Annotated in this window: 18 protein-coding genes; 9 read left to right on the top strand and 9 right to left on the bottom strand. The window is 70.9% G+C overall.

Annotation, left to right across the window (positions count from 1 at the left end; translation table 11 throughout):
• Positions 1-12: 12 nt before the first annotated feature.
• Positions 13-1,845 (bottom strand): DUF4118 domain-containing protein, encoded by a 1,833-nt coding sequence (locus tag ACOZ38_RS15315; protein ID WP_424531325.1) that lies wholly within the window; start codon positions 1,843-1,845, stop codon positions 13-15.
• Positions 1,846-2,023: 178 nt separating this feature from the next.
• On the opposite strand from ACOZ38_RS15315, the gene ACOZ38_RS15310 reads away from it, so the two are divergent.
• Complete coding sequence (locus tag ACOZ38_RS15310) at positions 2,024-2,683, top strand: response regulator (RefSeq protein WP_424531323.1); 660 nt, start codon at positions 2,024-2,026, stop codon at positions 2,681-2,683.
• On the opposite strand, the gene ACOZ38_RS15305 is transcribed toward ACOZ38_RS15310, so the two are convergent.
• Entirely contained in the window at positions 2,661-3,062 is a 402-nt protein-coding gene (locus tag ACOZ38_RS15305; RefSeq protein WP_424531321.1) for a LytR/AlgR family response regulator transcription factor, read from the bottom strand. The genes ACOZ38_RS15310 and ACOZ38_RS15305 overlap by 23 nt on opposite strands.
• 220 nt (positions 3,063-3,282) lie before the next feature.
• Here ACOZ38_RS15305 and ACOZ38_RS15300 point away from each other — a divergent pair, with 220 nt between their 5' ends.
• The 8 genes from ACOZ38_RS15300 (at position 3,283) to ACOZ38_RS15265 (ending at position 15,220) form a co-directional block, all read left to right on the top strand.
• Positions 3,283-4,077: a sensor histidine kinase gene (locus tag ACOZ38_RS15300; RefSeq protein ID WP_424531319.1), complete on the top strand. Its 795-nt coding sequence runs from the start codon at positions 3,283-3,285 to the stop codon at positions 4,075-4,077.
• A gap of 277 nt (positions 4,078-4,354) precedes the next feature.
• The gene (locus tag ACOZ38_RS15295; RefSeq protein ID WP_424531317.1) at positions 4,355-7,339 is read left to right on the top strand and encodes a carbohydrate binding domain-containing protein; all 2,985 of its coding nucleotides are present in this window, start codon (positions 4,355-4,357) and stop codon (positions 7,337-7,339) included.
• Between the two features lie 167 nt (positions 7,340-7,506).
• Positions 7,507-8,718, top strand: coding sequence for an ROK family protein (locus tag ACOZ38_RS15290; protein WP_424531316.1), 1,212 nt, complete (start codon positions 7,507-7,509; stop codon positions 8,716-8,718).
• Between the two features lie 78 nt (positions 8,719-8,796).
• Positions 8,797-9,720, top strand: coding sequence for a carbohydrate ABC transporter permease (locus ACOZ38_RS15285; protein WP_424531315.1), 924 nt, complete (start codon positions 8,797-8,799; stop codon positions 9,718-9,720).
• The gene (locus ACOZ38_RS15280) at positions 9,713-10,519 is read left to right on the top strand and encodes a carbohydrate ABC transporter permease (protein WP_405147377.1); all 807 of its coding nucleotides are present in this window, start codon (positions 9,713-9,715) and stop codon (positions 10,517-10,519) included. The genes ACOZ38_RS15285 and ACOZ38_RS15280 overlap by 8 nt, the downstream gene beginning before the upstream one ends.
• A gap of 28 nt (positions 10,520-10,547) precedes the next feature.
• Positions 10,548-11,813: an ABC transporter substrate-binding protein gene (locus ACOZ38_RS15275; protein ID WP_424531313.1), complete on the top strand. Its 1,266-nt coding sequence runs from the start codon at positions 10,548-10,550 to the stop codon at positions 11,811-11,813.
• Between the two features lie 39 nt (positions 11,814-11,852).
• Complete coding sequence (locus ACOZ38_RS15270) at positions 11,853-13,019, top strand: glycoside hydrolase family 15 protein (RefSeq protein WP_424531312.1); 1,167 nt, start codon at positions 11,853-11,855, stop codon at positions 13,017-13,019.
• The gene (locus tag ACOZ38_RS15265) at positions 13,016-15,220 is read left to right on the top strand and encodes a TIM-barrel domain-containing protein (protein ID WP_424531311.1); all 2,205 of its coding nucleotides are present in this window, start codon (positions 13,016-13,018) and stop codon (positions 15,218-15,220) included. Before ACOZ38_RS15270 ends, ACOZ38_RS15265 begins: the two co-directional genes overlap by 4 nt.
• Before the next feature lie 12 nt (positions 15,221-15,232).
• Here ACOZ38_RS15265 and ACOZ38_RS15260 read toward each other — a convergent pair whose 3' ends face one another.
• The 7 genes from ACOZ38_RS15260 to ACOZ38_RS15230 all read right to left on the bottom strand — a co-directional run bounded on the left by ACOZ38_RS15260 (position 15,233) and on the right by ACOZ38_RS15230 (position 22,614).
• Complete coding sequence (locus ACOZ38_RS15260; RefSeq protein WP_424531309.1) at positions 15,233-15,841, bottom strand: DUF305 domain-containing protein; 609 nt, start codon at positions 15,839-15,841, stop codon at positions 15,233-15,235.
• Positions 15,842-15,939: 98 nt separating this feature from the next.
• Positions 15,940-17,244, bottom strand: coding sequence for a DUF1996 domain-containing protein (locus tag ACOZ38_RS15255; protein ID WP_424531308.1), 1,305 nt, complete (start codon positions 17,242-17,244; stop codon positions 15,940-15,942).
• A 67-nt stretch (positions 17,245-17,311) separates the two neighbouring features.
• Positions 17,312-19,060, bottom strand: coding sequence for a discoidin domain-containing protein (locus ACOZ38_RS15250; RefSeq protein WP_424531306.1), 1,749 nt, complete (start codon positions 19,058-19,060; stop codon positions 17,312-17,314).
• 447 nt (positions 19,061-19,507) lie between these two features.
• Positions 19,508-19,861 (bottom strand): YciI family protein, encoded by a 354-nt coding sequence (locus ACOZ38_RS15245; RefSeq protein ID WP_424537015.1) that lies wholly within the window; start codon positions 19,859-19,861, stop codon positions 19,508-19,510.
• 119 nt (positions 19,862-19,980) lie between these two features.
• Complete coding sequence (locus tag ACOZ38_RS15240; RefSeq protein WP_405151975.1) at positions 19,981-20,262, bottom strand: hypothetical protein; 282 nt, start codon at positions 20,260-20,262, stop codon at positions 19,981-19,983.
• A gap of 343 nt (positions 20,263-20,605) precedes the next feature.
• Positions 20,606-21,346, bottom strand: a complete 741-nt coding sequence (locus ACOZ38_RS15235) for an SRPBCC family protein (protein ID WP_424531304.1) — start codon at positions 21,344-21,346, stop codon at positions 20,606-20,608.
• A 272-nt stretch (positions 21,347-21,618) separates the two neighbouring features.
• Entirely contained in the window at positions 21,619-22,614 is a 996-nt protein-coding gene (locus ACOZ38_RS15230; RefSeq protein WP_405147366.1) for a LacI family DNA-binding transcriptional regulator, read from the bottom strand.
• Positions 22,615-22,621: the final 7 nt, after the last annotated feature.

Raw genomic sequence — 22,621 nt, 5'->3', positions numbered from 1 at the left:
GACCATGAGGGGTCACGCTCGGCCGTTGAGCGGGATGTCGGCGAGCAGGGTCGTACCCCCTCCCCGCGGGCTGACGATCTCCAGCCTGCCTCCGAGCGCCTCGACGCGGTCCTTGAGCCCGATGAGGCCGGACCCGTGGCCGGGGTCGCTTCCGCCTATCCCGTCGTCGCTGATGCGCAGCTCGACTCCGGTGCCCCTCATGTGGAGGTCGACGTCGACCACCGAGGCCCGCGAGTGCTTGGTGACGTTCGTCAGCGCCTCGGACACGATGAAGTAGATGGCCACCTCCACCCGTTCCGACAGCCGGCGGACACCGCGCATGCTGAGCTCCACCGGCACCCCGGAGCGGCGCGCGAGCGTCTTGACGGCGGGCTCCAGGCCTCCCATCGACAAGATCGCGGGGTGCAGGCCGCGCGAGATCTCGCGCAGGTTCTCCACGACGTCCGCGATGCTCTCCACCGCGCGGTCGAGGCGCTTTCTGACATCGTCCGAGCCGGGCGGGACGGACAGCGCCGCGCGGCGCAGTTCGAGCCCGAGGGAGACCAGGTGCTGCTGGGTCCCGTCGTGCAGGTCGCGCTCGATGCGGCGGCGGGTGTCGTCGGTGGCGGCGACGACACGGGCCCGGGAGGCCGCCAGCTCGGCCACGCTCTCGGCGTTGGCGATCGCGGTGGCGACGAGCTCGGTGAAGTCGCGCATGCGGGCCTCCGCGTCGCCGGGCTGCGGCGTCGCCGACATGGCGATCGTCGCGCCCCACAGCCGCCCGTCGACCGCGATCGGGCAGCCGACGCCGCAGGCGAGGTTCTGGGCCCGCGCCCACTCGGAGAACCCTCCGGCGGCGCGCTCGTCCAGCGCGACCCGCCCCGGCCGCCCGGTGCGCCTGACCAGGTCGGCCACGCTGCCCTCGCCGATCGGCCAGCGCGAGCCGAGGCGCAGCGCCGGATCGAGGTCGCCGCCGTTCCAGATGCCGACCAGGGCCATCGAGCCGTCGATCTCGAACCGCGTCACCGCGATGAACTCGGCCCTGACGATGCGGCTCATCTCGCCCGCGACCGCCTGGAACAGCTCCTGCGACGAGGTGCCGCGCGCCACGAGCGTCGCCACCCGCCGGAGCGCGGCCTGCCGCTCGGCCACCCGGCGGAGCTCGTCATGGGTGGCCCGCAGGGCGTTGCCGATGGCCTCGCGCTCGCACGCCGCGCCCAGCAGCGCCTCCAGGGAGGGCACGATGCGCCTGCGCAGGCGGCGCAGCGTTCCCTGGGGAAGCCCGCTCGGGACGACCAGCGTGCCGAGGGTGGCGGCGCCCTCTCGCAGCGGGAACACCGTGTGGTGCTCGTCGGGGGTGGCCACGCCGCACTCGATCGACGCGGAGGGCAGGTCGAGCGCCTGCGCCAGCCTGCGGGAGTTCGCCGGGAGCGCCGAGCGCAGGTCGGGGGCTCGCAGGAGGGAACGGGCCTGCTCGGCGGCGAGATCGGCCTCCATGCGGCGCTCGCGTACCTCGGCGGCCGAGGACCGCGCCAGCCCGGCCATGGAGCTGGCCAGCAACGCGACGACGAGGAAGGTCGGCAGCACCACGAGCTCGATGCTGTCGTTCACCGGCCACAGGAAGACGTAGTGGTAGACGGCGACGCTGACCAGCGCGGTCACCACGGCCAGGCCGAGGCCCCAGAGGGTGGCGGTCAGCAGCACGCCGAGCAGGTAGATCATGCCCAGTGAGGTCACGGGCGCGACCTGTTTGATCAGGTAGCTCAGGCCCGTCTCGGCCGCCACACACGAGACGCCGGCCGCTATGCCCAGCGCGATGGGCGGGCGCGTCGTGCGCAGAAGAGGCGACAGCATGCCCGCACGCACGAACCCAGTTTACCCCCGGCCGTCACGGGCCCGGCGGCATGATCGTCATGCGTTTGTGCTGGTCAATGCACCTTTAAGGTGATTTCTTGCCGTTGTGCCGGGGTTGTCGCGCATCGCCTGGACGTACGCTTGGCGGAGATGACGCGGTGTGACCAGGCCATTCCGAGACGATGGGGCGATGGACGGACAGGGAACGCGGATAGCGCTCGCGGAGGACGACGTGCTGCTTCGCGAGGGCATCGCGAGCCTGCTCGAAGGACTGGGGTACGACGTCGTGTGCCAGGCCGGCGACGCCGCCGAGTTGCTTGCCTCGATCCGCGAGCACCGGCCCGAGATCGTGATCATCGACATCCGGATGCCCCCGACGTGCACCACGGAGGGGCTCGACGCGGCGCGCGAGATCCGGGAGCGGTTCCCCGAGGCGGGGATCCTCCTGCTGTCCGCGCATGTCGAGGTCGAGCACGCGATGGGGCTGCTCGCCACCGGTCACCGGGTCGGCTACCTGCTCAAGAACCGGGTGACCAGCGTGGACGGCTTCGTCGAGACGATCGAGCGCATCAAGGCGGGCGACTCGGTCGTCGATCCGGCCCTGGTGCGCGAGCTCTTCGCGGCGCGCCGAAGGGAGGACCCGCTGGAGCTCCTCACGCCGCGCGAGCGCGAGGTGCTCGCCTTGATGGCGGAGGGACGCTCGAACGCCGGCATCGCCCACCAGCTCTGGATTACCGAGGGCACCGTCGAGAAGCACGTCCGCAGCATCCTGGCGAGGATGCGGCTGCCGGAGACCGAGGACGACCACCGGCGGGTCCTCGCGGTGATCACCTTCCTGGAGGCGCGCTAGCCCCCGCGCCGGGCTCCTCTCCCGCCGCCCGGAGGACGCCGCGGATGGCGCTGCCCGACAGTCCGGACTTCGGCAGGAACGCGACGGCGGGGCTGGTGGCGATCATCTCGGAGAAGTCCTTCTCCGCGTACGTCGAGATCAGGATGACGGCCGGGCGCTCCGCGCGGCCCTCCGCAAGGAGGCGCCGCGCGAGCTCGAACCCGCACTCCCCGCCGAGGCTGATGTCGACCAGCGTGACGTCCGGCCTGAGCTCGCGGAAGCGGAGGAGGGCGTCGTCGACCGTGGAGGCCACGCCCACGACGGTGATCTCCTCGCGCTCCAGCAGATCGCGAGCCGCCCTCAGGAACTGGGCGTTGTCGTCGACGATCAAGCACTGCACTGACACACCTCAAGGATTCCAGCGAGGGCTCCCCCCCGGCATTGCGGCTAGCTGGCATATGAGCACCCCGGTGGCGTGAACCCGGTGTGGGGGCTGGCCACGATGCCGCGGACCGGCGGGAGCGGCATCGTTGGGATCGGACGCGGCTCTCCCCGCCGGCCGGGAGGGACCCCTTCCGGTGGGAGCCGCTCCTGGTCAGCGAGGATCGAAGGTAGGGATGATGAGCGAGCAGGACCTTCCAGGTGGAGCCGCCGGCATGCGCGCCGGGCGCCGGGGGGACCCCGCGTACGGCACGAGCCGGCTGGAACGACTGCTCGACCAGCAGCGGCAGTTCATCGCGGACGCCTCGCACGAGCTGTGCACCCCCGTGGCCGGGCTCCGGGCCCAGTTGGAGGAGGCCCAGCTGCATCCGGACCAGACCGACCTGATCAGCCTGCTCGACCGCGCGCTCGGCGACGTCAACCGCCTGCAGCAGATCGTCACCGACCTGCTCGTGCTCGCCCGGCTGAAGACGGGCGAGCCCGTCGAGCGGGAGCGGGTCGACTTGGGCGAGCTGGTGCAGACGCAGTTGCACCCAGAGCGGTTTCGCCGCGCGGTACGGCTGCGCCTCGACCCTCAGGTGACCGTCGAGGCCGTGCGCGGCCAGCTCGCCCGGGTGTTCGCCGGCCTCATGGACAACGCCGAGCGGTACGCCAGGAGCACGGTCCAGATCCAGGTGCGCCTTGACGGGGAGGTGGCGGAGCTGACCGTGGCCGACGACGGCGAGGGCATCGCGGAGGCGGACAGGGAGCGTGTCTTCGAGCCGTTCACCCGACTGGACACCGCCCGCAGCCGCGACCGCGGCGGCGCCGGCCTCGGCCTCACGATCGCCAGGGACATCGCCCAGGCCCATCACGGCACGCTCACCGTGGAGGAGTCCTCCAGCGGCGGCGCCCGCTTCGTCCTCCGGCTTCCGCACACCGATGAGGAGCCCCCGGCCATCCGGACCGGCGGCGGTCCGGACGCCGCCGCGTGAGCCCCGCGGGCCGTATCCCATTTCAGCCGTATCCCATTTCAGCGGAAATGACCTGGTAGGGGGTTTCGGGTCCCCGCAGAACCTTCGCCGCCGGGCGGTTTATCCCGATTTTTGAGAATATTTCAGGAAATTTCTGCAAGCTCTTGCGTGGCGCCTTGCAAATGAGTAACTTCCGGGCAACACACCAGAAACATCGTTCAAAGGATGCCGGACCGGGTGTTGGCGCACCCGGCCCGGCCAGCGGGATCCCGTCCACACGAGTCCGGAGACCCACCACATGCGATCCTACAAACCCCTCTTCGCCGCGGCGTTATGCCTGGTCACGGCCGCCGTGGTCCCCATCGGCACCGCGAAGGCGGAAAACAGCGCCACCGTCTTCTACAAGACCGGCTGGACCGCCACCAACATCCACTACGGCATCGGCGGCACCTGGACCACCGTCCCGGGGGTGGCCATGGACGCCGCCTGCGCCGGGTGGGTCAAGAAGACCGTCGGCCTCGGCACCGCGGGCACATTCCAGGCGACGTTCAACAACGGCTCGGGCACCTGGGACAACAACAACGGCGCCAACTACACCCTCGGCACCGGAACCGTCACCGTGAACAACCGCGTGATCGGCTCCGGGGACCCCTGCGCCACCTCCACCCCGTCCCCCTCGCCGTCGCCCACCGCCGGCAACGAGGCCGTCGTCTACTACTACAAGAAGACCAAGGGCTGGACCTCGGCGAACATCCACTACCAGCCCACCGGCGGGTCCTGGACCAGCGTGCCCGGCGTGGCCATGAACGAGGCCTCGTGCGCCGACTGGGCCAAGAAGACCATCACCCTCGGGTCCGCCCCCGGCCTCAAGGCGGCCTTCAACAACGGCGCCGGGACGTGGGACAACAACAACGGCGCCGACTTCTCCATCGGGCTCGGCCGCACCACCGTCAAGGACGGCGTCGTACGGGCCGACGCCCCCGAGCCGTGCGTGCCGGAGCCGCCCGACACGACCCCGCCGACGGTGCCGGGAGGGCTCGCGGTCACGGCCTCGGGAACCACCGCCACGCTGACCTGGACCGCGTCCACCGACAACGTGGGCGTGACGGGCTACGAGATCAGCCGGGCGAAGGGCACCGGCACCCCCGTGGTGCTCCCGGCGGGCGGCACCTCCTACAGCGACGCCCGCCTCGACGCGCAGACCACCTACACCTACAAGGTCAGGGCGCTCGACGCGGCGGGCAACGCCTCCGCGTACGGCGCCTCCGTCTCGGTGAAGACGGGCGACGCCCCTCCGGCGCCGACCCAGGGCACCCCGCTCGGCGGTGACCCGCGCGAGGACTCGATCTACTTCGTCATGACCGCGCGGTTCGACGACGGCGACTCCTCCAACAACCGCGGCGGCAGCCAGAACATCCGGTCGGGCAACGCCGCGAACAACGACCCCATGTTCCGCGGCGACTTCAAGGGCCTGATCGACAAGCTGGACTACGTCAAGGGGCTGGGCTTCTCCGCGATCTGGATCACCCCGGTCGTGCTCAACCGGTCAGACTACGACTTCCACGGCTACCACGGATGGGACTTCTACCGGGTCGACACCCGGCTGGAGACGCCGGGGGCCACCTACCAGGACCTGATCAACAAGGCGCACGCCAAGGGCATCAAGATCTTCCAGGACGTGGTGTACAACCACAGCTCCCGCTGGGGCGCCAAGGGCCTGTTCACCCCCACGGTGTACGGCAGGCGCGACGACCAGTGGCGGTGGATGTACAGCAAGCAGGAGGCGGGCCGCGAGTACGACCCCATGGTGGAGAACCAGGGCGACGACCCTGAGCTGACCCCGGCGCAGAAGGAGATGGCCAAGGGCAGGCCCTACAACGGCGACCTGTGGTCCACGGCCGAGCCCGCGGGCAACACCTGCCGCGACTGGGGCAAGCCCACCCAGTACTACAGCCCCGAGGGCTTCACCATCTACAACTGCCAGTGGCCGAGCCCGACCTCGGGCATGTTCCCCGCCAAGTACTACCACCAGTGCTGGATCGGCAACTGGGAGGGAGCGGACTCCAAGAGCTGCTGGCTGCACGAGGACCTGGCCGACTTCAACACCGAGGACGCCGACGTCCAGAACTACCTGATCGGCGCCTACAACCGCTTCATCGACATGGGCGTCGACGGCTTCCGCGTCGACACCGCCGTGCACATCTCGCGCCTCATGTGGAACCGCCGCTTCCTGCCCGCGCTCCAGAAGCACGCGGTGGAGAAGCACGGGGAGAAGGGCAGGGACTTCTACGTCTTCGGCGAGGTCGCGGCGTTCGTCAACGACAAGTGGAACCACGGCTCCGTCAACCACTCGCCGCAGTTCTACACCTGGAAGGAGCGCAAGGAGTTCGACCCGGACGACGCCAAGGCCGTGGTCGAGCAGTACGACTACGAGAACCTGATGGGACCGGCGGGCCAGCCGACCAGCGACAACGCCTTCCTGCGGGGCAACGCCTACCACACCCCCGACCACTCGAAGTTCTCCGGCATGAACGTCATCGACATGCGCATGCACCAGAACTTCGGCGACGCGGGCAACGCGTTCCGCAACGGGAAGGACTCCGACGACAGCTACAACGACGCGACGTACAACACCGTCTACGTCGACTCGCACGACTTCGGGCCGAACAAGTCCAACGTCCGCTACACCGGCGGCACCGACGCCTGGGCCGAGAACATGAGCCTGATGTGGACCTTCCGCGGCATCCCGACCCTGTACTACGGCTCGGAGATCGAGTTCCAGAAGGGCAGGCCGATCGACTGCGGCCCGACCTGCCCGCTGGCCACGACCGGCCGCGCCTACTACGGCGACAAGCTCGCGGGTACGGTCACCGCGAGCGACTTCGGCGTGGTGTCCTCGGCCACCGGCGCCGTCGCGGACACGCTGAACCAGCCGCTGGTCAAGCACCTCCAGCGGCTCAACCAGATCCGCAGGGCGATCCCCGCGCTCCAGAAGGGCCAGTACTCCACCGAGGGCGTGTCCGGGGGCATGGCCTACAAGCGGCGCTTCACCAGCGGGAGCGTCGACAGCTTCGTGCTGGTCACGGTGTCCGAGGGCGCGACCTTCACCGGCATCCCGAACGGCACCTACACCGACGCGGTGACCGGTGACGTCAGGACCGTCACCGACGGGACGCTGTCGATCGCCCTGACCGGCAAGGGCAACATGCGGGCCTACGTCCTCACGCTGCCCGGCAACCCCGCCCCCGGCAAGATCGGCGCCGCCGGGCCGTACCTCAAGTAGCGGCGGAAGCGGTCAGGAACCCCGGAACGGCGGGGGCGTGTGCGCGCCCTCGCCGTTCCGGCTTCTCACCGGGCGGTGAACCGATCTGTGCGGGGGTCTTGACGCCGCCCGCTCCGGAGCCCTACCTTCACTTCTAAATTTACTCCCAAAGAAAGTACCCCCCGCCGATGGCCGTTCATCGTTACAGCACGGACCGCGGTGACCTGACGCGCACCGCGATCCTCGCCCTGCTGGGCACCGTCGGGCCGCTGAGCAGGACCGAGATCGCCCGCCGGCTGAACCTCAGCCCGGCCACGGTCACCCAGCTCACCCGCGAGCTCATGGGGCACGGCATGCTGGAGGAGCTGGAGCTGGAGCGCTCCAAGGGCGGCCGTCCCGCGCAGAAGCTCGGCCTGGTCGGCAGCGCCGGGCGGGCCCTCGGCATCAAGGTGATGACCGACCACATCGTGATCGTCGACGTGCGGCTGGACGGCGAGGTGCTCGGCTCGTGGGAGCGGCCGATCGACACGGCCGCCCCGACCGCCCTGGACGACCTCGCGGACTCCGTCGCGGCGGCGGTGGCGCGCACCTCGGCCGAGACGGGCCCGCCGCTGCTCGGCATCGGCGTCGGCGTGCCCGGCAGCGTGGAGGACCAGGCCGTCGGCACGGTCGACGCGCCCACGCTGGGCTGGCAGGCCATGCCCGTCGGGCAGCGGCTGCGACGCCGCCTCGACCTGCCGGTGCTGGTCGAGAACGACGTGAACGCCCTGGCCGCCGCCGAGAGGCTGTACGGCAGGGGCCGCACGCACGGCGACTTCCTCGTCGTCACGATCGGCCGGGGCATCGGCGCGGCCATCGTCACCGACGGGCGCGTCTACCGGGGAGCGAGGGGCGGCGCGGGCGAGTTCGGCCACGTGCCGGTCGACGCCTCCGGCCCGGTCTGCGGATGCGGCACGCCGGGGTGCCTTGAGGCGCTGACCGGCGCGGCCGGGCTGATCGCCTCGGCCCGCGCGCGAGGCCTCACCGTGACGACCGTGGACGAGCTCGGACGTGCCGCCACAGCGGGCGACACCGCCGCGCTGGAGGTGTTCGCCGAGGCCGGCGCGACCCTCGGCAGGGCCGCCGCCGGCCTGATCAACGTGGTGGACCCCGAGGTCGTCGTGATGCTCGGCGAGGGCACGGCCGACTGGCCGTTCTGGAGCACCGGCTTCGAGCGGGCGATCCGCGCCCACCTGCTTCCCGGCCGCCGTGACATCTCGGTCGAGGTCGAGAGCTGGGACGACACGAGCTGGGCCCAGGGCGCCGCCGCGCTGGTGCTGGCCACGCCGTTCGACGCGGCCGGGGCGGCGGGCGAGCAGGGACGGCTCGTCCGCGCCCGCCTGATCGGGGCGACCACATGACCATGACCCGCGTCCGCCGGATCGGGACCATCACATGACCATGACCCGCGCCCGCCTGATCGGGGCCACCACGTGACAATGATCGCCGCCAGGCCGGAGGCCCCCGCCGCGCCCGCCCGCCGCGCCCCGAGGCGCCGCCTGCGCTACGCGGGCACCGTGGCGCTGTTCCTGCTGCCGAGCGCCGTACCGCTCACGCTGTTCACGCTCGTGCCGATGGCCGCCTCGTTCTGGACGAGCCTGCACGAGTGGAACCTCATCACCCCGATGGAGTGGGTGGGGTTCGGCAACTACGCCGAGCTGCTCGGCGACGAGGGCACCCGCGCGGCGTTCCTGCACACGCTCGCCTTCATCGCCGGCTACCTCCCGCTGGTGTACGCCGGGGGCCTCGGGCTGGCGATGCTGCTGAACCGGGCGATGGCGGGCCGGAACCTCTTCCGCGCGATCTACTTCCTGCCCGTCATCACGAGCTGGGTCGTCGTCGCGCTGCTGTGGAAGTGGCTGCTGAACCCCGCGGGCGGCATCGTGAACTGGGCGCTCGGGCTGCTCGGCGTGCACGGCCCCGGCTGGTGGACCGACCCGGCGTGGGCGATGCCGTCGATCATCCTCGCGTCGGCGTGGAAGGACCTCGGCTTCGTGATGATCATCCTGCTGGCCGGGCTGCAGGCGATCCCGAAGGAGTACCACGACGCCGCGAGCGTCGACGGCGCGACGGGCCTCGCGAGGTTCCGCTACGTCACCCTCCCCCTGCTGTCCCCCTCGACGTTCTTCGTCGTCGTGATCTCGCTGATCAACGGCTTCCAGGTGTTCGACCAGGTGCACGTCATGACCCGGGGCGGGCCCGGCGGGGCCACCCAGGTGGTGGTCGAGCAGGTCTACGACCTCACCTTCAGGTACGGCAGGGCGGGCGCCGCCTCGGCGCTGTCCTGGCTGCTGTTCGCCGTCGTCCTGCTGGTGACCCAGCTCCAGGTCCGCGCGCAGAGGCGGTGGGTGCACTATGGCTAGGTATCTCAGGTACCTGGTGGTGGTCGCCGGGGCGCTGGTCATGCTGTTCCCGTTCGCGTGGGCGGTCGTCACCTCGTTCACCCCAGACGGGGCCCTGCTCAGCACTCCCCCGGACTTCACTCCCGACAACGCCGGGCTGGACGCCTACCGCCGGCTGCTGGAGACGCTGCCGTTCTGGCGGATCCTGCTCAACAGCGCCTGGATCGGCGCGGCCTCGACCCTGCTGCAGCTCGTCACCAGCGCGATGGCCGCGTACGCCTTCGCCCGGCTGCCGTTCCCCGGGCGGGGCGCGCTGTTCGCGGTCTACCTGGCCACGCTGATGGTGCCGCTGCAGGTGCTGGTCGTGCCGCTGTTCATCGAGATGCGCGCCTTCAACCTCGTCGACACCTACTTCGCGATCCTGGCCCCGAGCATCGCCTCGGCGTTCGGCGTCTTCCTGCTGCGGCAGGCCATCGCCCAGGTGCCGAGGGAGTTCGACGAGGCGGCGGTGCTCGACGGGGCCGGGCACCTGCGCATCTTCGTCCACGTCGTGCTGCCGCTGATCAGGCCCGCGCTCGCGACCTTCACGGTCTTCGGGTTCATGGCGAGCTGGAACAGCTACCTCTGGCCCCTGGTGATCATCAGGTCACCGGAGTTCATGACCATCCCGCTCGGCCTGGCATCGCTGCACGGCCAGTTCACCACCGAGTGGAACGTCGTCATGGCCGGCTCGGTGATCAGCGTGGTCCCGATCCTCATCCTCTACGTCTTCGCCCAGAAGCACGTCATCGCCAGCGTCGCCCAGTCAGGCCTCAAGTAAGACAAGCAAGACCCCCCAGGAGAACCACATGTCCAGAATCACGAAGGCCGCGGCCACGGCCCTGGTCGCCGGCCTGCTCGCCACCGCCTGCGCGCAGGGCTCGGCCACCAAGGGCGCCGAGAGCACGCCCGGCGGCAAGGTGACCGTGCGCTACTTCACCTTCTCCGCCGCCCCCGACCACGTCAAAGACCTCGACACGATCGTCGCGGCCTTCGAGAAGGAGAACCCCGGCGTCGACGTCGTGGTCGAGACCGCGCCCTACGACGAGTACTTCACCAAGCTCCAGACCAGCATCGCCGGGGGCACCGCGCCCGACGCGTTCGAGCTGAACTACGAGAACTTCGTGACCTACGCCGCCGCGGGCTCGCTGCTCGACCTCGGGACGGTCGCCGGCGACACCGACGACTCGGTGTACGCGCCGGAGTCGCTGGCCGCGTTCAAGCACGACGGCAAGCAGTACGCCCTGCCCGCGTCCTTCTCCACGGTCGTCCTGATCTACAACAAGGACCTGTTCAAGAAGGCCGGGGTCGCCGAGCCGACGGCCGACTGGACCTGGGCCGACGAGCAGGCCGCCGCCCAGAAGCTCACCGACAAGGGCAAGAAGGTGTACGGCGACTTCCAGCCGGTGCAGTTCTTCGAGTTCTACAAGACGCTCAAGCAGGCGGGCGGCGAGTTCCTGTCGGCGGACGGCACGAAGGCCACGTTCGACAGCCCCGCGGGCGAGAAGGCCGCCACCTGGCTGGTGAGCAAGGTCGGCAAGACCATGCCCACCGAGGCCGAGATCGGCGGCACCGCGGACTACGACACCAACCTGTTCAAGTCGGGCAAGCTCGCGATGTGGCACAACGGCATCTGGCAGTTCGCCGGCCTCAAGGACGTGCCGTTCGGCTGGGACGTCGTCGTGGAACCGGGTGACACCACCAAGGCCAGCGCCGTGTTCCACAACGCGGTCGCGGCCTCGGCGACGACCCGGCACGGCAAGGAGGCGTGGGCCTGGGCCCGCTTCCTCAGCTCCTCCGGCACCGCGGCCACCACCAGGATCGCGTCGTCGTGGGAGCTGCCGCCCGTCTCCGACCAGGCGGTGCTGGCCGGCTACCTCAAGGACCCGGTGCCGGCCAACCGCCAGGCCGTGTTCGACTCGCTCAAGTCCATCGCGCTGCCGCCCGTCATCAAGCGCCAGCAGGAGATGCAGGACGTGGTGACCAAGGAGCTGAGCAACGCCGCCGCCGGGCGCGCGAGCGTGAAGGACGCCCTCGCCACGGCCGCCGCGAAGGTCGACGAGCTGCTCCGCTAGGCGCCCGCCCGTACCCCACCAAGCAGGAGATCTGACCCAGTGACTGCAGGACGCGACGTGACCCGGGCCGGGCTTTCCCAGCTCGTCTCGCGCAGCATCGACGTGATCGGCACGCATCAGTCGCCCTCGGGGGCGTACCCGGCGTGTCCCGGCTTCTCCGCCTACAGCGGCTACTCGTGGCTGCGCGACGGCGCCTTCATCGCGGAGGGGATGAGCCGCAGCGACCAGGCCGAGGGGCCGACCAGGTTCCACGCGTGGAGCGCGCGGGTGGTCGGCGCCCGGGCCGGGCAGGTCGCCTCACTCGTCGAGCGGGCGGCGCGCGGCGAGGCCGTCTCCCCCGCCGAGATGCTGCCGACCCGGTTCACGCTGGACGGCGAGGACGGCACCGACGAGTGGTGGGACCACCAGCTCGACGGCTACGGCGCCTGGATGTGGGCGCTCGCCCGCCACGTCGAGCGGCACGGCGCCGACGTCCCCGGCGCTGAGCATGCCGTACGGGTCGCGACGCGCTACCTCACCGCGTTCTGGGACCGGCCCTGCTACGACTGGTGGGAGGAGCACGTCGAGCGGCGGCACGTGTCGACGCTCGGCGCGATCCACGCGGGCCTGCGGGCCGCGATCTCCCTCGGCGTGCTCGACGCGGCCTCGTCCGAGGCCGCCGCAGAGGCGGTCCAGGGCATCGCCGCGCTGGTGGAGGCCGAGGGCGTCGCCCGCGCCGAGGACACCACCGGCGGCACCGGGCGGCCGGAGAGCACCACGCGGGGCCACCTGACCAAGTGGCTCGGCACGGACGCGGTGGACGGGAGCCTGCTCGCCTGCGTCCACCCGTTCGGGCTGTACCCGCCGGGCCACCCGGTGGCGGTGGCCACGGTGGCCGAGGTCGAGCGGCGGCTCGCCCGGGAGGGCGGCGTCCACCGCTACCTCGCCGACACCTTCTACGGCGGCGGCCGGTGGATCCTGCTGTCGGGCTTCCTCGGCCTGAACCACGCGCGGGCGGGCCGCCCCGGGGAGGCCATGCGCTACCTCGAATGGATGGCCGCCCAGGCGAGCGCGGACGGCGAGCTGCCCGAGCAGGTCTCCACCGTCCTGCTCGCCCCCGAGCGGCGCGAGGAGTGGGTCGAGCGCTGGGGCCCGGTCGCCACCCCGCTGCTCTGGTCGCACGGGATGTACCTGATGCTCGCCGACGAACTGGGAGTGAAGCCATGATCCGCCATCGGCCCACGGGTTCCGGGCACCCCTACGCCACGACCGAGGACCAGCGGGTGCCGGCGTTCCCGGTCGACGGGGACGCCCTGGAGCTGCGGGTCAGGGCGGCTCCCTCGGTGCGGTCGGTGGTGTGCGAGTGGGCCGTCGACGGCGGCCCGCCCGTCGTGCTCGACCTGGCCCCCGTACGCGCCGAAGCCGGCGCGGACTCGGGAGGCGGCCACCTCGCGGCGGCCCAGGCGCGGGCCGCCCGGGGGCCGGGCTCGTGGGCGGCGCGCACCCCGCCCCTGCGGGCCGGGCACCGCTACTCCTACCGCTTCCGCGCAACCTCAGGCGACGACGGGCGTACCACCCGGACGACCCGGTGGTTCGAGGTGACGGCGGCGGCGTGGAGCGAGAGCGGCGGCACGCTGACCGTCGAGGGCACCGACCGCGTCATCCCCGGCAGCGTCGCGTGGCTGGCCGGCGGCGAGGGCGTGCGGCGGGTGCGGTTCGAGCTCGCGCTGGCCGAGGGCGAGCACGTCGTGGGCTTCGGCGAGCGCTACGACGCCGTCGACCAGCGCGGGCGCGCGCTCGACGCGGTGGTGTTCGAGCAGTACAAGGGGCAGGGCGGGCACGGCCGCACGTACCTGCCGATGCCGTTCGCGCTGGTGGTCGGCGGCGAGGGCTCCTGGGGACTCCACGTGGCCACCTCGGCGCGCACCTGGTACGACGTCGGCGCGTCCACGCCCGGCCGCCTGCGGGTGGAGGCGGAGGTCCAGGGCCCGGAGCCGGCGCTGCGGCTCTACGACGGCGACCCCGTCAAGGTGCTCGGGGCCTTCCTCGCCGACGTGGGCCTGCCCTCCGAGCTGCCGCCCTGGGTGTTCCGGCTCTGGGCCAGCGGCAACGAGTGGAACACCCAGGAACGGGTGCTCGCCGAGATGGACCGCCACCGCGACCTGGACATCCCCTTGGGGGCGGTGGTCATCGAGGCGTGGAGCGACGAGTCGACGTTCACGGCCTTCCGCGGGGCGCGGTACGAGCCCGGCGAGGAGCCGCACCGGCTGGCCGACTTCCGCTTCCCCGCCGACGGGCCGTGGCCCGACCCGAAGGGCATGGTCGACGAGCTGCACGCGCGTGACGTCAAGGTGCTGCTCTGGCAGATCCCGCTCATGAAGATGCGGCCGCACCCGTCGGGCCAGGCGGCGGTCGACGCCGCCGCGGCGCTCCGGCGGGGCCTGGTGGTGCGGGAGGCGGACGGCCGGCCGTACCGGAACAGGGGCTGGTGGTTCCCGCTCGCGCTCATGCCCGACCTCAGCTCGGCCGAGGTGCGCGACTGGTGGACGGCCAGGCGGCGCTACCTCGCCGAGGAGGTGGGCGTCGACGGGTTCAAGACCGACGGCGGCGAGCACGCGTGGGGCCACGACCTGCGCTACGCCGACGGCCGCAGGGGCGCGGACGGCAACGGGCTGTTCCCCGTGCACTACGCCCGCGCGTTCGGCGACCTGCTGCGCTCGTGCGGCAAGGCGCCGGTGACGTTCAGCCGGGCGGGGTTCGCCGGGTCGCAGCCGCACGGCGCGTTCTGGGCGGGCGACGAGGACTCGACGTGGGAGGCGTACCGCTCCTCGGTGATCGCCGGGATCACCGCGTCGGCCTGCGGCATCGTCTACTGGGGGTGGGACCTCGCGGGGTTCTCCGGCGAGGTGCCCTCGGCCGAGCTGTACCTGCGGGCGGCGGGGACGTCGACGTTCATGCCGATCATGCAGTACCACTCGGAGTTCAACCACCATCGCTCCCCGTCGCGTGACCGCACCCCGTGGAACATCGCCGAGCGCTCGGGCGACGAGCGGGTCCTGCCGGTGTTCAGGAGGTTCGCGCACCTGCGCGAGCGGCTCGTGCCCTATCTGGCCGAACAGGCGCGGGTCGCGGTGGCGGGCGGGCCGCCGCTGATGCGCGGCCTGTTCTTCGACCACCCCGCCGACCCGCTGATCTGGCGCTACCCGCTGCAGTACAAGCTCGGCGACGCCCTGCTGGTGGTGCCGGTCGTCGAACCCGGCGCCACGGAGGTGCGCGCGTACGTGCCCGCGGGCGAGTGGGTCGACGTCTGGACGGGCGCGCCGGTGAGCGGATCGCGGGAGCTCACGCTGCCGGCTCCGATCGACCGCCCGCCGGTCCTGTGCGCGGCGGCGGACTGGCCCCGGCTGTCGCCGGTCTTCGCCACCTGACGCCGGGAGGTCTCAGCCGGCGAGCCGGTCGAGGTCGGCGAGCTGGGACGACCTGGTCTTCTCCATGGCGGCGGCGAGGGTCCTGGTGTCCTCGCTGGTGCCCGAGCGCTGCTCGCCCTGGGCCACCACCACCGACTGCCTCAGGTGCTCGCGAAGGTGCTCGGTGACCAGGCGGTCGAACGCGGCGCCCGAGGTGCGGCCGATGGCGCCGAGCTCCTCGGGGGTCACCATGCCGGGCATGTTGTGCCCCTGGTGGGGGTTGGTCTCCGGTACGCCCGAGCGCAGCAGGAGCTGGCGGAGCTTCACCAGCTCGGTGCGGTGGGCCGTGCTGATCCGGGCGGCCAGCCGCTTCATGTCCGGGTCGGGCGACTTGTCCGGCACGAGTGCCAGCATGCGCAGGGCCAGCTCGTCCATCGGGATCATCAGCTCGACCCAGGCGACGTCGGTGGGGCCGAAGTCCCCCGCGGCCGTGAGGGCCGCGGGGGAAGGGGCGGTGGCCTGGCCACCCGGCGCCGCCGAGGGACGCGGGACCGGCGCGGTGGCGGCGCACCCCATGGTGAGCGACGCGGCGAGCACGACGGCGGCCGTGGCGGGCCGCGCGAGGAAGGCTCCTGCTCTCATGCCGGGTCCTCTCGACTGGTGGTGCCCCAGGGGCGAGGCGGCGGATTCGGCGTAGCCGCACTCCCCGCCCCTGGGAGTTCTTCGCGCAAACCTGTGGCCTAGGGGTGGCCGTCGGCTCCGCACTTGATGATCGGACGGATGCAGTCGTTCACACGGCGCGCCATCTCGGCCTCGGGCCAGGCGTTGAAGAAGTCGCCGTGCATGGTGAACCCCGCCCCCGACGCGAGCCGGAAGTGCGACGGGTCACCGGTGACCGGGTACCGCAGGACCTGGCGCAGCTTCGGCACCGGAACCGGGTGGGTGGCGGGGCAGGTGCCGTTGACCGGGTAGGCCATGTGGCTCTTGTGGTCCGCCGAGTCCAGGTCCCTGCCGTTCCAGCACTGCGGGAAGTCGAGGTAGGACTCCAGCATGGTGCCGGCCGGGCAGTTGACGAAGTCCTTGCCGGGGTTCACCTCGCCCGCGTGCAGGCATGACCAGCGGGAGATGGTGGTGGCGTCCGGCGCGGTGGCCTTGGCGTTGCCCGCCACGATGCGCAGGCCGAAGGGCAGGGGCTGCGTCCGCGCGACGACGTCGTTGTTCACGCCCTCGCCCAGGTAGTAGAACGTGGTGATGACCGGCTCGACGGGGACGTTGTCCTTGTAGAAGGTGGGCACCCAGTACGCCGACTTGTCGACGGCCGGGTTGCAGTTGCTGTTGGCGTTCTGCAGGCTGGTGACCGTGCTGCTCGCGTTGGTCGTCGTGCTGCCGAAGAAGCTGTGCATGTGGGAGGCGCCCGGCAGGCCCGGGAAGATGATCGGGTCGTCGGGCAGCCGGTGGCTGAACGGGCAGTCCGCGAGGAACTCCGCGACGCGCACGACGTTGCCGGGCGGCGGCGAGGGCGGCGGGGCGCCGCCGGTGCCGAACACCTGGAACTCCCAGAGCGAGACGCCCCACTGGGTGGCGCGCTTGGTGGTGTGCAACCTGACGTAACGGCCGGTGCCCGAGACCGCGAGCGTCTGGTTGCCGCCGGTGGAACCGGTCACGGTCTTGATCGTGGTCCACGCGCTGCCGTTCGCGGACGTCTGGATCGTGTAGTCGATGGCGTACGCGTTCTCCCAGTTCAGCACCACCTGGCTGACCGTGGCGGACGCGCCGAGGTCGACCTGCAGCCACTGGGGGTCACTGGCGGCGCTCGACCAGCGGGTGCCGCCGTTGCCGTCGAAGGCGGCGGAGGCGGGGGTGCCCGCGTTCTCGGTGGAGGAGGCGGTGGCCGTCCTGCCCTGCGAGATCAGGGCGTCGGCCGCGCTGGCCGGTGAGGCGGCGGTCACGATGGACCCGCCGAGCAGCGCCACCAGGGCGCCGACCAGCATGGCCGTACGCGAGCGCCGCAGCCGGATACGGGGTGGGGGGATGTCCCGCTCCATGAAGGGAGTCTCCTTTGTTAGGAGGGTCCGGCACGGCCCGTGGGGGGCCGCGCCGGAACCCGTGCGCCTACTGGTAGACGCGGACGTAGTCGACGAGCATCCGCTTCGGGAACCCGGTGGTGGCGTCCGGCGGACCGGGCCAGTCACCGCCTACGGCGAGGTTGAGGATCAGGTAGAACGGGTGGTCGTAGACCCACGGGCCACGCGTCGCCTCGACCTGGGCCTTGTCCAGGGTGAAGACCGTACGGCCGTCCAGGGTGTAGACGATGCCCTTGCTGTCCCAGTTGGCGGCCCAGACGTGGAAGTCGTCGGAGTAGTCCGCCCCGCCGGGCAGGGTGTACGGCGACCCGATGCCGCCGCCGCCGTTGTAGGCGGGAGCGTGGATCGTGGAGTAGGCCGTCTTGGTGTCCTTGCCGAGGATCTCCATGATGTCGACCTCGCCGTTGTACGGCCAGGGCCGCCCGGTGAGGAAGTCGGCGCCCATCATCCAGAACGCCGGCCACAGGCCGTTGCCCTTGGGCACCTTGATCCTGGCCTCGACGCGGCCGTAGGTGAAGTTGAACTTGTTGCCGGTGTTGATGCGCCCGGAGGTGTACTGGCAGGGGCCGCCGGGGCAGGCGGTTCCGGCCGTGGTCTCCTTGCGGGCCTCGATCACCAGGTTGCCGGCGCCGTCGGTGGAGGCGTTGTTGTTGTTGGTGTAGTACTGCAGCTCGCCGTTCTGGCCGGTGCCGAAGTCGGAGACCCACTTGGCCGGGTCGGGCTTGGTGCCGGCGGCGCTGTTGAACTCGTCGCTCCACACGAGCTGCGGCGGGTTGCGCGGGTCGGGCGGGAGCGGCGGCGGGGTGATGGGGGCGCCTCCGGTGCCCCAGACCTGGAACTCCCACAGCGAGTAGCCATAGGCCGAGGAGCGCTGGGTGCCGTACATCCGGACGTAGCGGCCGGTGCCGTTCACGGTGAGGGTCTGCTTGAACCCGGTGCCGGTGGTCGTGGAGTAGATGGAGGTCCAGTTGGTCGCGTCCGGTGAGACCTGGATCTGGAAGGCCTTGGCGTAGGCCGGGTCCCACTGGAGGATGACCTTGTGGATCTGCGCGGTGGCGCCGAGGTCCACGTAGATCCAGCCCGGGTCCACCCAGCCGGTGGTGGAGCTGGTGGCCCAGCGGCTGGCCGGGTCGCGGTCGAACGCCCTGGCGGGGGTGCACTCGTAGCAGTTGCCGTCGCTCTGGGAGCTGGAGGCCACGCCGGGCTTGTTGTACGACAGCAGCTTGTCACCGCCGGGGTCACCGGTGGGGGTGATGGTCGGCGTCGGGCTCGGCGTGGTGCCGCCGATGGTCCCGAAGACCTGGAACTCCCACAGCGAGTAGCCATACTGGGTGGAGCGCTGGGTGCCGTACATGCGCACGTAGCGGCCGGAACCGTTGACCGCGAGGGTCTGGTTGCCGCCGGCGCCGGTCGTGGTGGTGTAGATGCTGGTCCAGGTGGCGGCGTCGGCCGAGGTCTGGATCTGGAACGCCTTGCCGTAGGCGGCCTCCCAGTTCAGCACGACCTGGGTGATGGTGGCGGTGGCGCCCAGATCGACCTGGATCCACTGCGGGTCGGCGAAGCCGCTCGACCAGCGGGTCCCGGCGTTGCCGTCAACGGCCGCTGTGGCAGGGAAGGCCACATTCTCCGAGGAGGAGGCGGTCACCGGCTTTCCCTGGGACAGCAAGGTGTCGGCGGCCATGGCGGGAACGATCGTCAGACAGGACATGATCAGGGCGACCGCGAGGGCGATGAGCAGGGCCAAGCGGTTGCGGGGAGAATTTGGGGACGGCGGCATCGCGTCTCCTGAAGATGGGGGGTAGTGCCACAGGGGCTCGGGGAGCGCTCTCTCAACGAGAGAGTGTCTCCTCCGACAATGCCTGTCAAGGGCCTAATTAACCCACTGGAAACGTGACGCACACGATGCGGCAACCGGGGGTGCGTTCCAGGGAGCGCTCCCTGAAGATCCGTTTGTAACGAAACAACGCCCATTGAGCTGCGCGAACGTGGGACGTTTCCAGGGAGCGGTTTCTCGGGTTCGCTTGATCGTTCCTCGCACGGCCAGCCAAAAGATCTTGCTCAGCGCAATACGGAAGATGTGCACGGGACGCCCCGGATGAGGGAGCGCGTTCTTCATGATCTTCCTGCGCGTCGCGCGGGACGCGGACTGCCCGCACATGGCGAGGGCCGGGACACGATCCTCGTGTCCCGGCCCTCCGCCGCCCCGCGGGCCGGCCGCGCGGGCTCAGGCGTCCGCTCCCCCGTCGCCCATGAGGGGCCGCACCTCGATGCCGGTGTACCGCGCGTCCGGGATGCGGGCGGCGAGCTCGACGGCGCGCTCCCTGCTCTCGCAGTCGACCAGGTAGTAGCCGCAGAAGAACTCCTTGGCCTCGGCGTACGGCCCGTCCGTCGCCTCGGTGACCCCGCCGCGCACCCGCACGGTCACGCTGGTCGCGGGGTTGGCCAGCGCCTCGGTGCCGACCATCTCGCCGGACTCGGTGATCGCCTTGATGAACGCGTCGTGACCGGCGAACACCTCCTCGCGCTGCTGCTCCGACAGGGAGTCCCAGGTGGCGGTGTTCATGTAGATCATCAGCATGTACTTCACGGCTCGTGCTCCTCAAAGGTCAGGGCGCCCTCTGCGGGCGCCTCACATACCTGGGTCGGAGCCGGCGGCGCGTCCTCGACATCCGCGGGGAAGAAATCTCCGGCGGGCGGTCACGGGCCTTCTTCCGAGGATCCGGTCGTCAGGGTCTGGCAGGCGCGAAGCTCCCAGTGGCTGATCGCCGGATCGGCGAGAGCCGCGTTGACCGTGGCCTGGATCTGGGCGCTGGTGGTGTCGTCAGCGGTGTCGACACGGATGACGATGTCTCCATTGCCCTGTCTGAGGTCTTTATGCCATTTTTCGGGCAGGAGTGCCAATATGCGTATTCCGTCGATCGGGGAATTGGCCGATGCCTGCGAAGTGGTGGTGCGGTGCATCGTCAACTCGACCAGCATCGTCACCCGTCCTCATTCAGTCCCAGGTGGTGCCCAGGGTCCTCTTCCCGTGGCCGCCTATGCCGATGGTACCGGAGATGGGGGCCGGGATGATCGGGCCGGACAGATCGGCGCGCACGGTCGAGTTCGTCATTTCTCTTTCTCTTTCCTGGGGCTGTGCATTTGTTCTCGGACAAACAACTCGGCGGGATTCACGGCTTACCAGGTATGGCGAGTCGCGTGCCGCCGGCGGCTTCCCGCGACCTCGCGGCGCTGACAGGACGGCGGCCCTTTCGGGTGGGCCGGACGGGCCGTCGTCCTGTGCGGCGCCTCCGGAGACCTCGGAGACGGGGCTGAGGGCGGCCTAGGCGAACAGCTTGCCGAGCCAGTCCTCCCAGGCCTGCTCGGCCTCCTTGGGGTCGGCTTCGTCGGCGAAGAGGTGGTGCCCGATGACCACGGTGTCCTGCAGGCAGATGAACCGGTACAGCCCGTCACCGGTGCGCACCCCGAGAAAGCCCGGGGCCACGTAGTCGGCGACCCCCTCGATGGGCTCGAAGCCCTCCGGGGTCAGCCGCACCCGGTCGCCCTGCACGACCTCGCGCTCGATGCCGAGCCCGCGCTCCAGCAGGCGCCACACCGGCTCGCCGGCGTCCTCGCCCGGACGGGCGCCGAAGACGACGAGCGCGAACTTTCCCGGGAAATGGGTGAGGTACTGGTCCAGCGTGTGCAGGTACATGTCCCAGCCTCTGTGCAATGCGTCCAACTCGGCCTCCCAGCCTTCGCCGAGGACGCCGTTGTGCACGATGCGCAGCACCGCGCCGCCCTGCGCGCGTCCTTCGATCCGATACTCCAAAGCCATGAACGTGCCGCCCTCGCCCTCGCCGCTGCGAAAGGCGTAGCGCCTGTTCGGTTCCCAGGCGGTGATGGTGGCGTCGGACGGGAAGTCGCCGAAGAACTGCCTGACCCTGCCGCCCTCGCGGGGCTCGATCTCGTTGCGCCCCATGTACCAGGAGTTCAGGCCCGGTCCGGTGGCGACCGCGTCCCAGACCTCTTCCGCGGTCGCCCGCAGTTCGATTTCCTTGCGCAGCTCGAATGCGTGAGTCATCGCGCAACTCCTTGCCCTCGTCTCCGATGTGCCGGCCCGGCGCCGGTCTCGATCCCCGCCGCCTGGCCATGACCCAACGGTCGCACCGAACACTTTTTTTGTCAAGACTATCGAAGTTGTCGGAAGCTGGGACGGCCGTCACGGCTCGCCCGTGGGAGGGGCGCGGTCCCGGACGTGTGCGCGAGCGGCGCCGAGAGGCCCCCTGAACGCGCGAACGCCGCCCGCCGGGCCCGTTTTATGCGGGCCTTATGGCGGGCGGCGTGGCGCCGCGTCTACGCGGACTCGCGGACGATCAGCTCGGTGGGCAGGACCACGGGATCGGCGGGGCCGCCTTCGAGGAGGCGGAGCAGCAGCCGCACCATGGCCGCCGCCTGCTCGCGGAAGGGCTGGCGGACCGTCGTCAGCGGGGGCTCGGTGTACGAAGCGGCCTCGATGTCGTCGAACCCGACCACGGCGACGTCCTCGGGCACCCGCCGCCCGGCCTGCCGCAGCGCCTGGAGGGCGCCGATCGCCATCAGGTCGTTGGCGATGAACACGGCGTCGAGCCCGGGATCGTCCTCCAGGAGCTGCCTCATGGCGATCGCCCCCGACTCGCGGGTGAAGTCGCCTATCGCGACGATCGAGCGCCGGTCGGAGCCCTGCAGGACCGAGCGGTAGCCGGCCAGCCGGTCCTGGCCTCCGATCATGTCGGGCGGCCCGGCGATCGTGGCGATGCGCCGCCGCCCCCGGTCGAGCAGGTGGCGCACGGCCGCCTCGGCGCCGCCCACGTTGTCGTTGTCGACGTAGGGCAGGTTGACGTTGACGGCGGGCCTGCCGTACGAGACCACGGGGACCCGCATGCGCATGATCGCGGCGGGGAGCGGGTCGGCGCCGTGCATCGAGATCAGCATGACGCCGTCGACGTGCCCGCCCGTGAGGTAACGCTCCACGCGCGCGTGGCTCGTCGGGGTGCCCGCGAGCATCAGGATGACCTGCTTGTCGGCGGCCTCCAGCTCCGCGCTCGCGGAGCGGATGACCGTCGAGAACATCGGGTCGTCGGAGAAGACCCTCGTCGGCGGTTCTGAGACCACCAGCGCGATCGAGTCGGTCCGCTGGGTGACCAGGCTGCGCGCCGCGAGGTTCGGCACGTAGCCCATCTCGTCGACCGCCCGCATCACCGCCTCGCGGAGCTCCGCCGTGACGGTCGTCCCTCCGTTGACCACCCGGGAGACCGTGGCACGGGACACTCCCGCCCGTGCCGCCACGGCCTCGAGAGTCGGTCGTCTCATACCAGTG

The sequence above is a fragment of the Sphaerisporangium viridialbum genome (genome assembly GCF_049674955.1).
Taxonomy (GTDB): domain Bacteria; phylum Actinomycetota; class Actinomycetes; order Streptosporangiales; family Streptosporangiaceae; genus Sphaerisporangium; species Sphaerisporangium viridialbum.
Note: the sequence above shows the minus strand (reverse complement) of the source record. Positions and strands in the feature narration are given on the sequence as shown.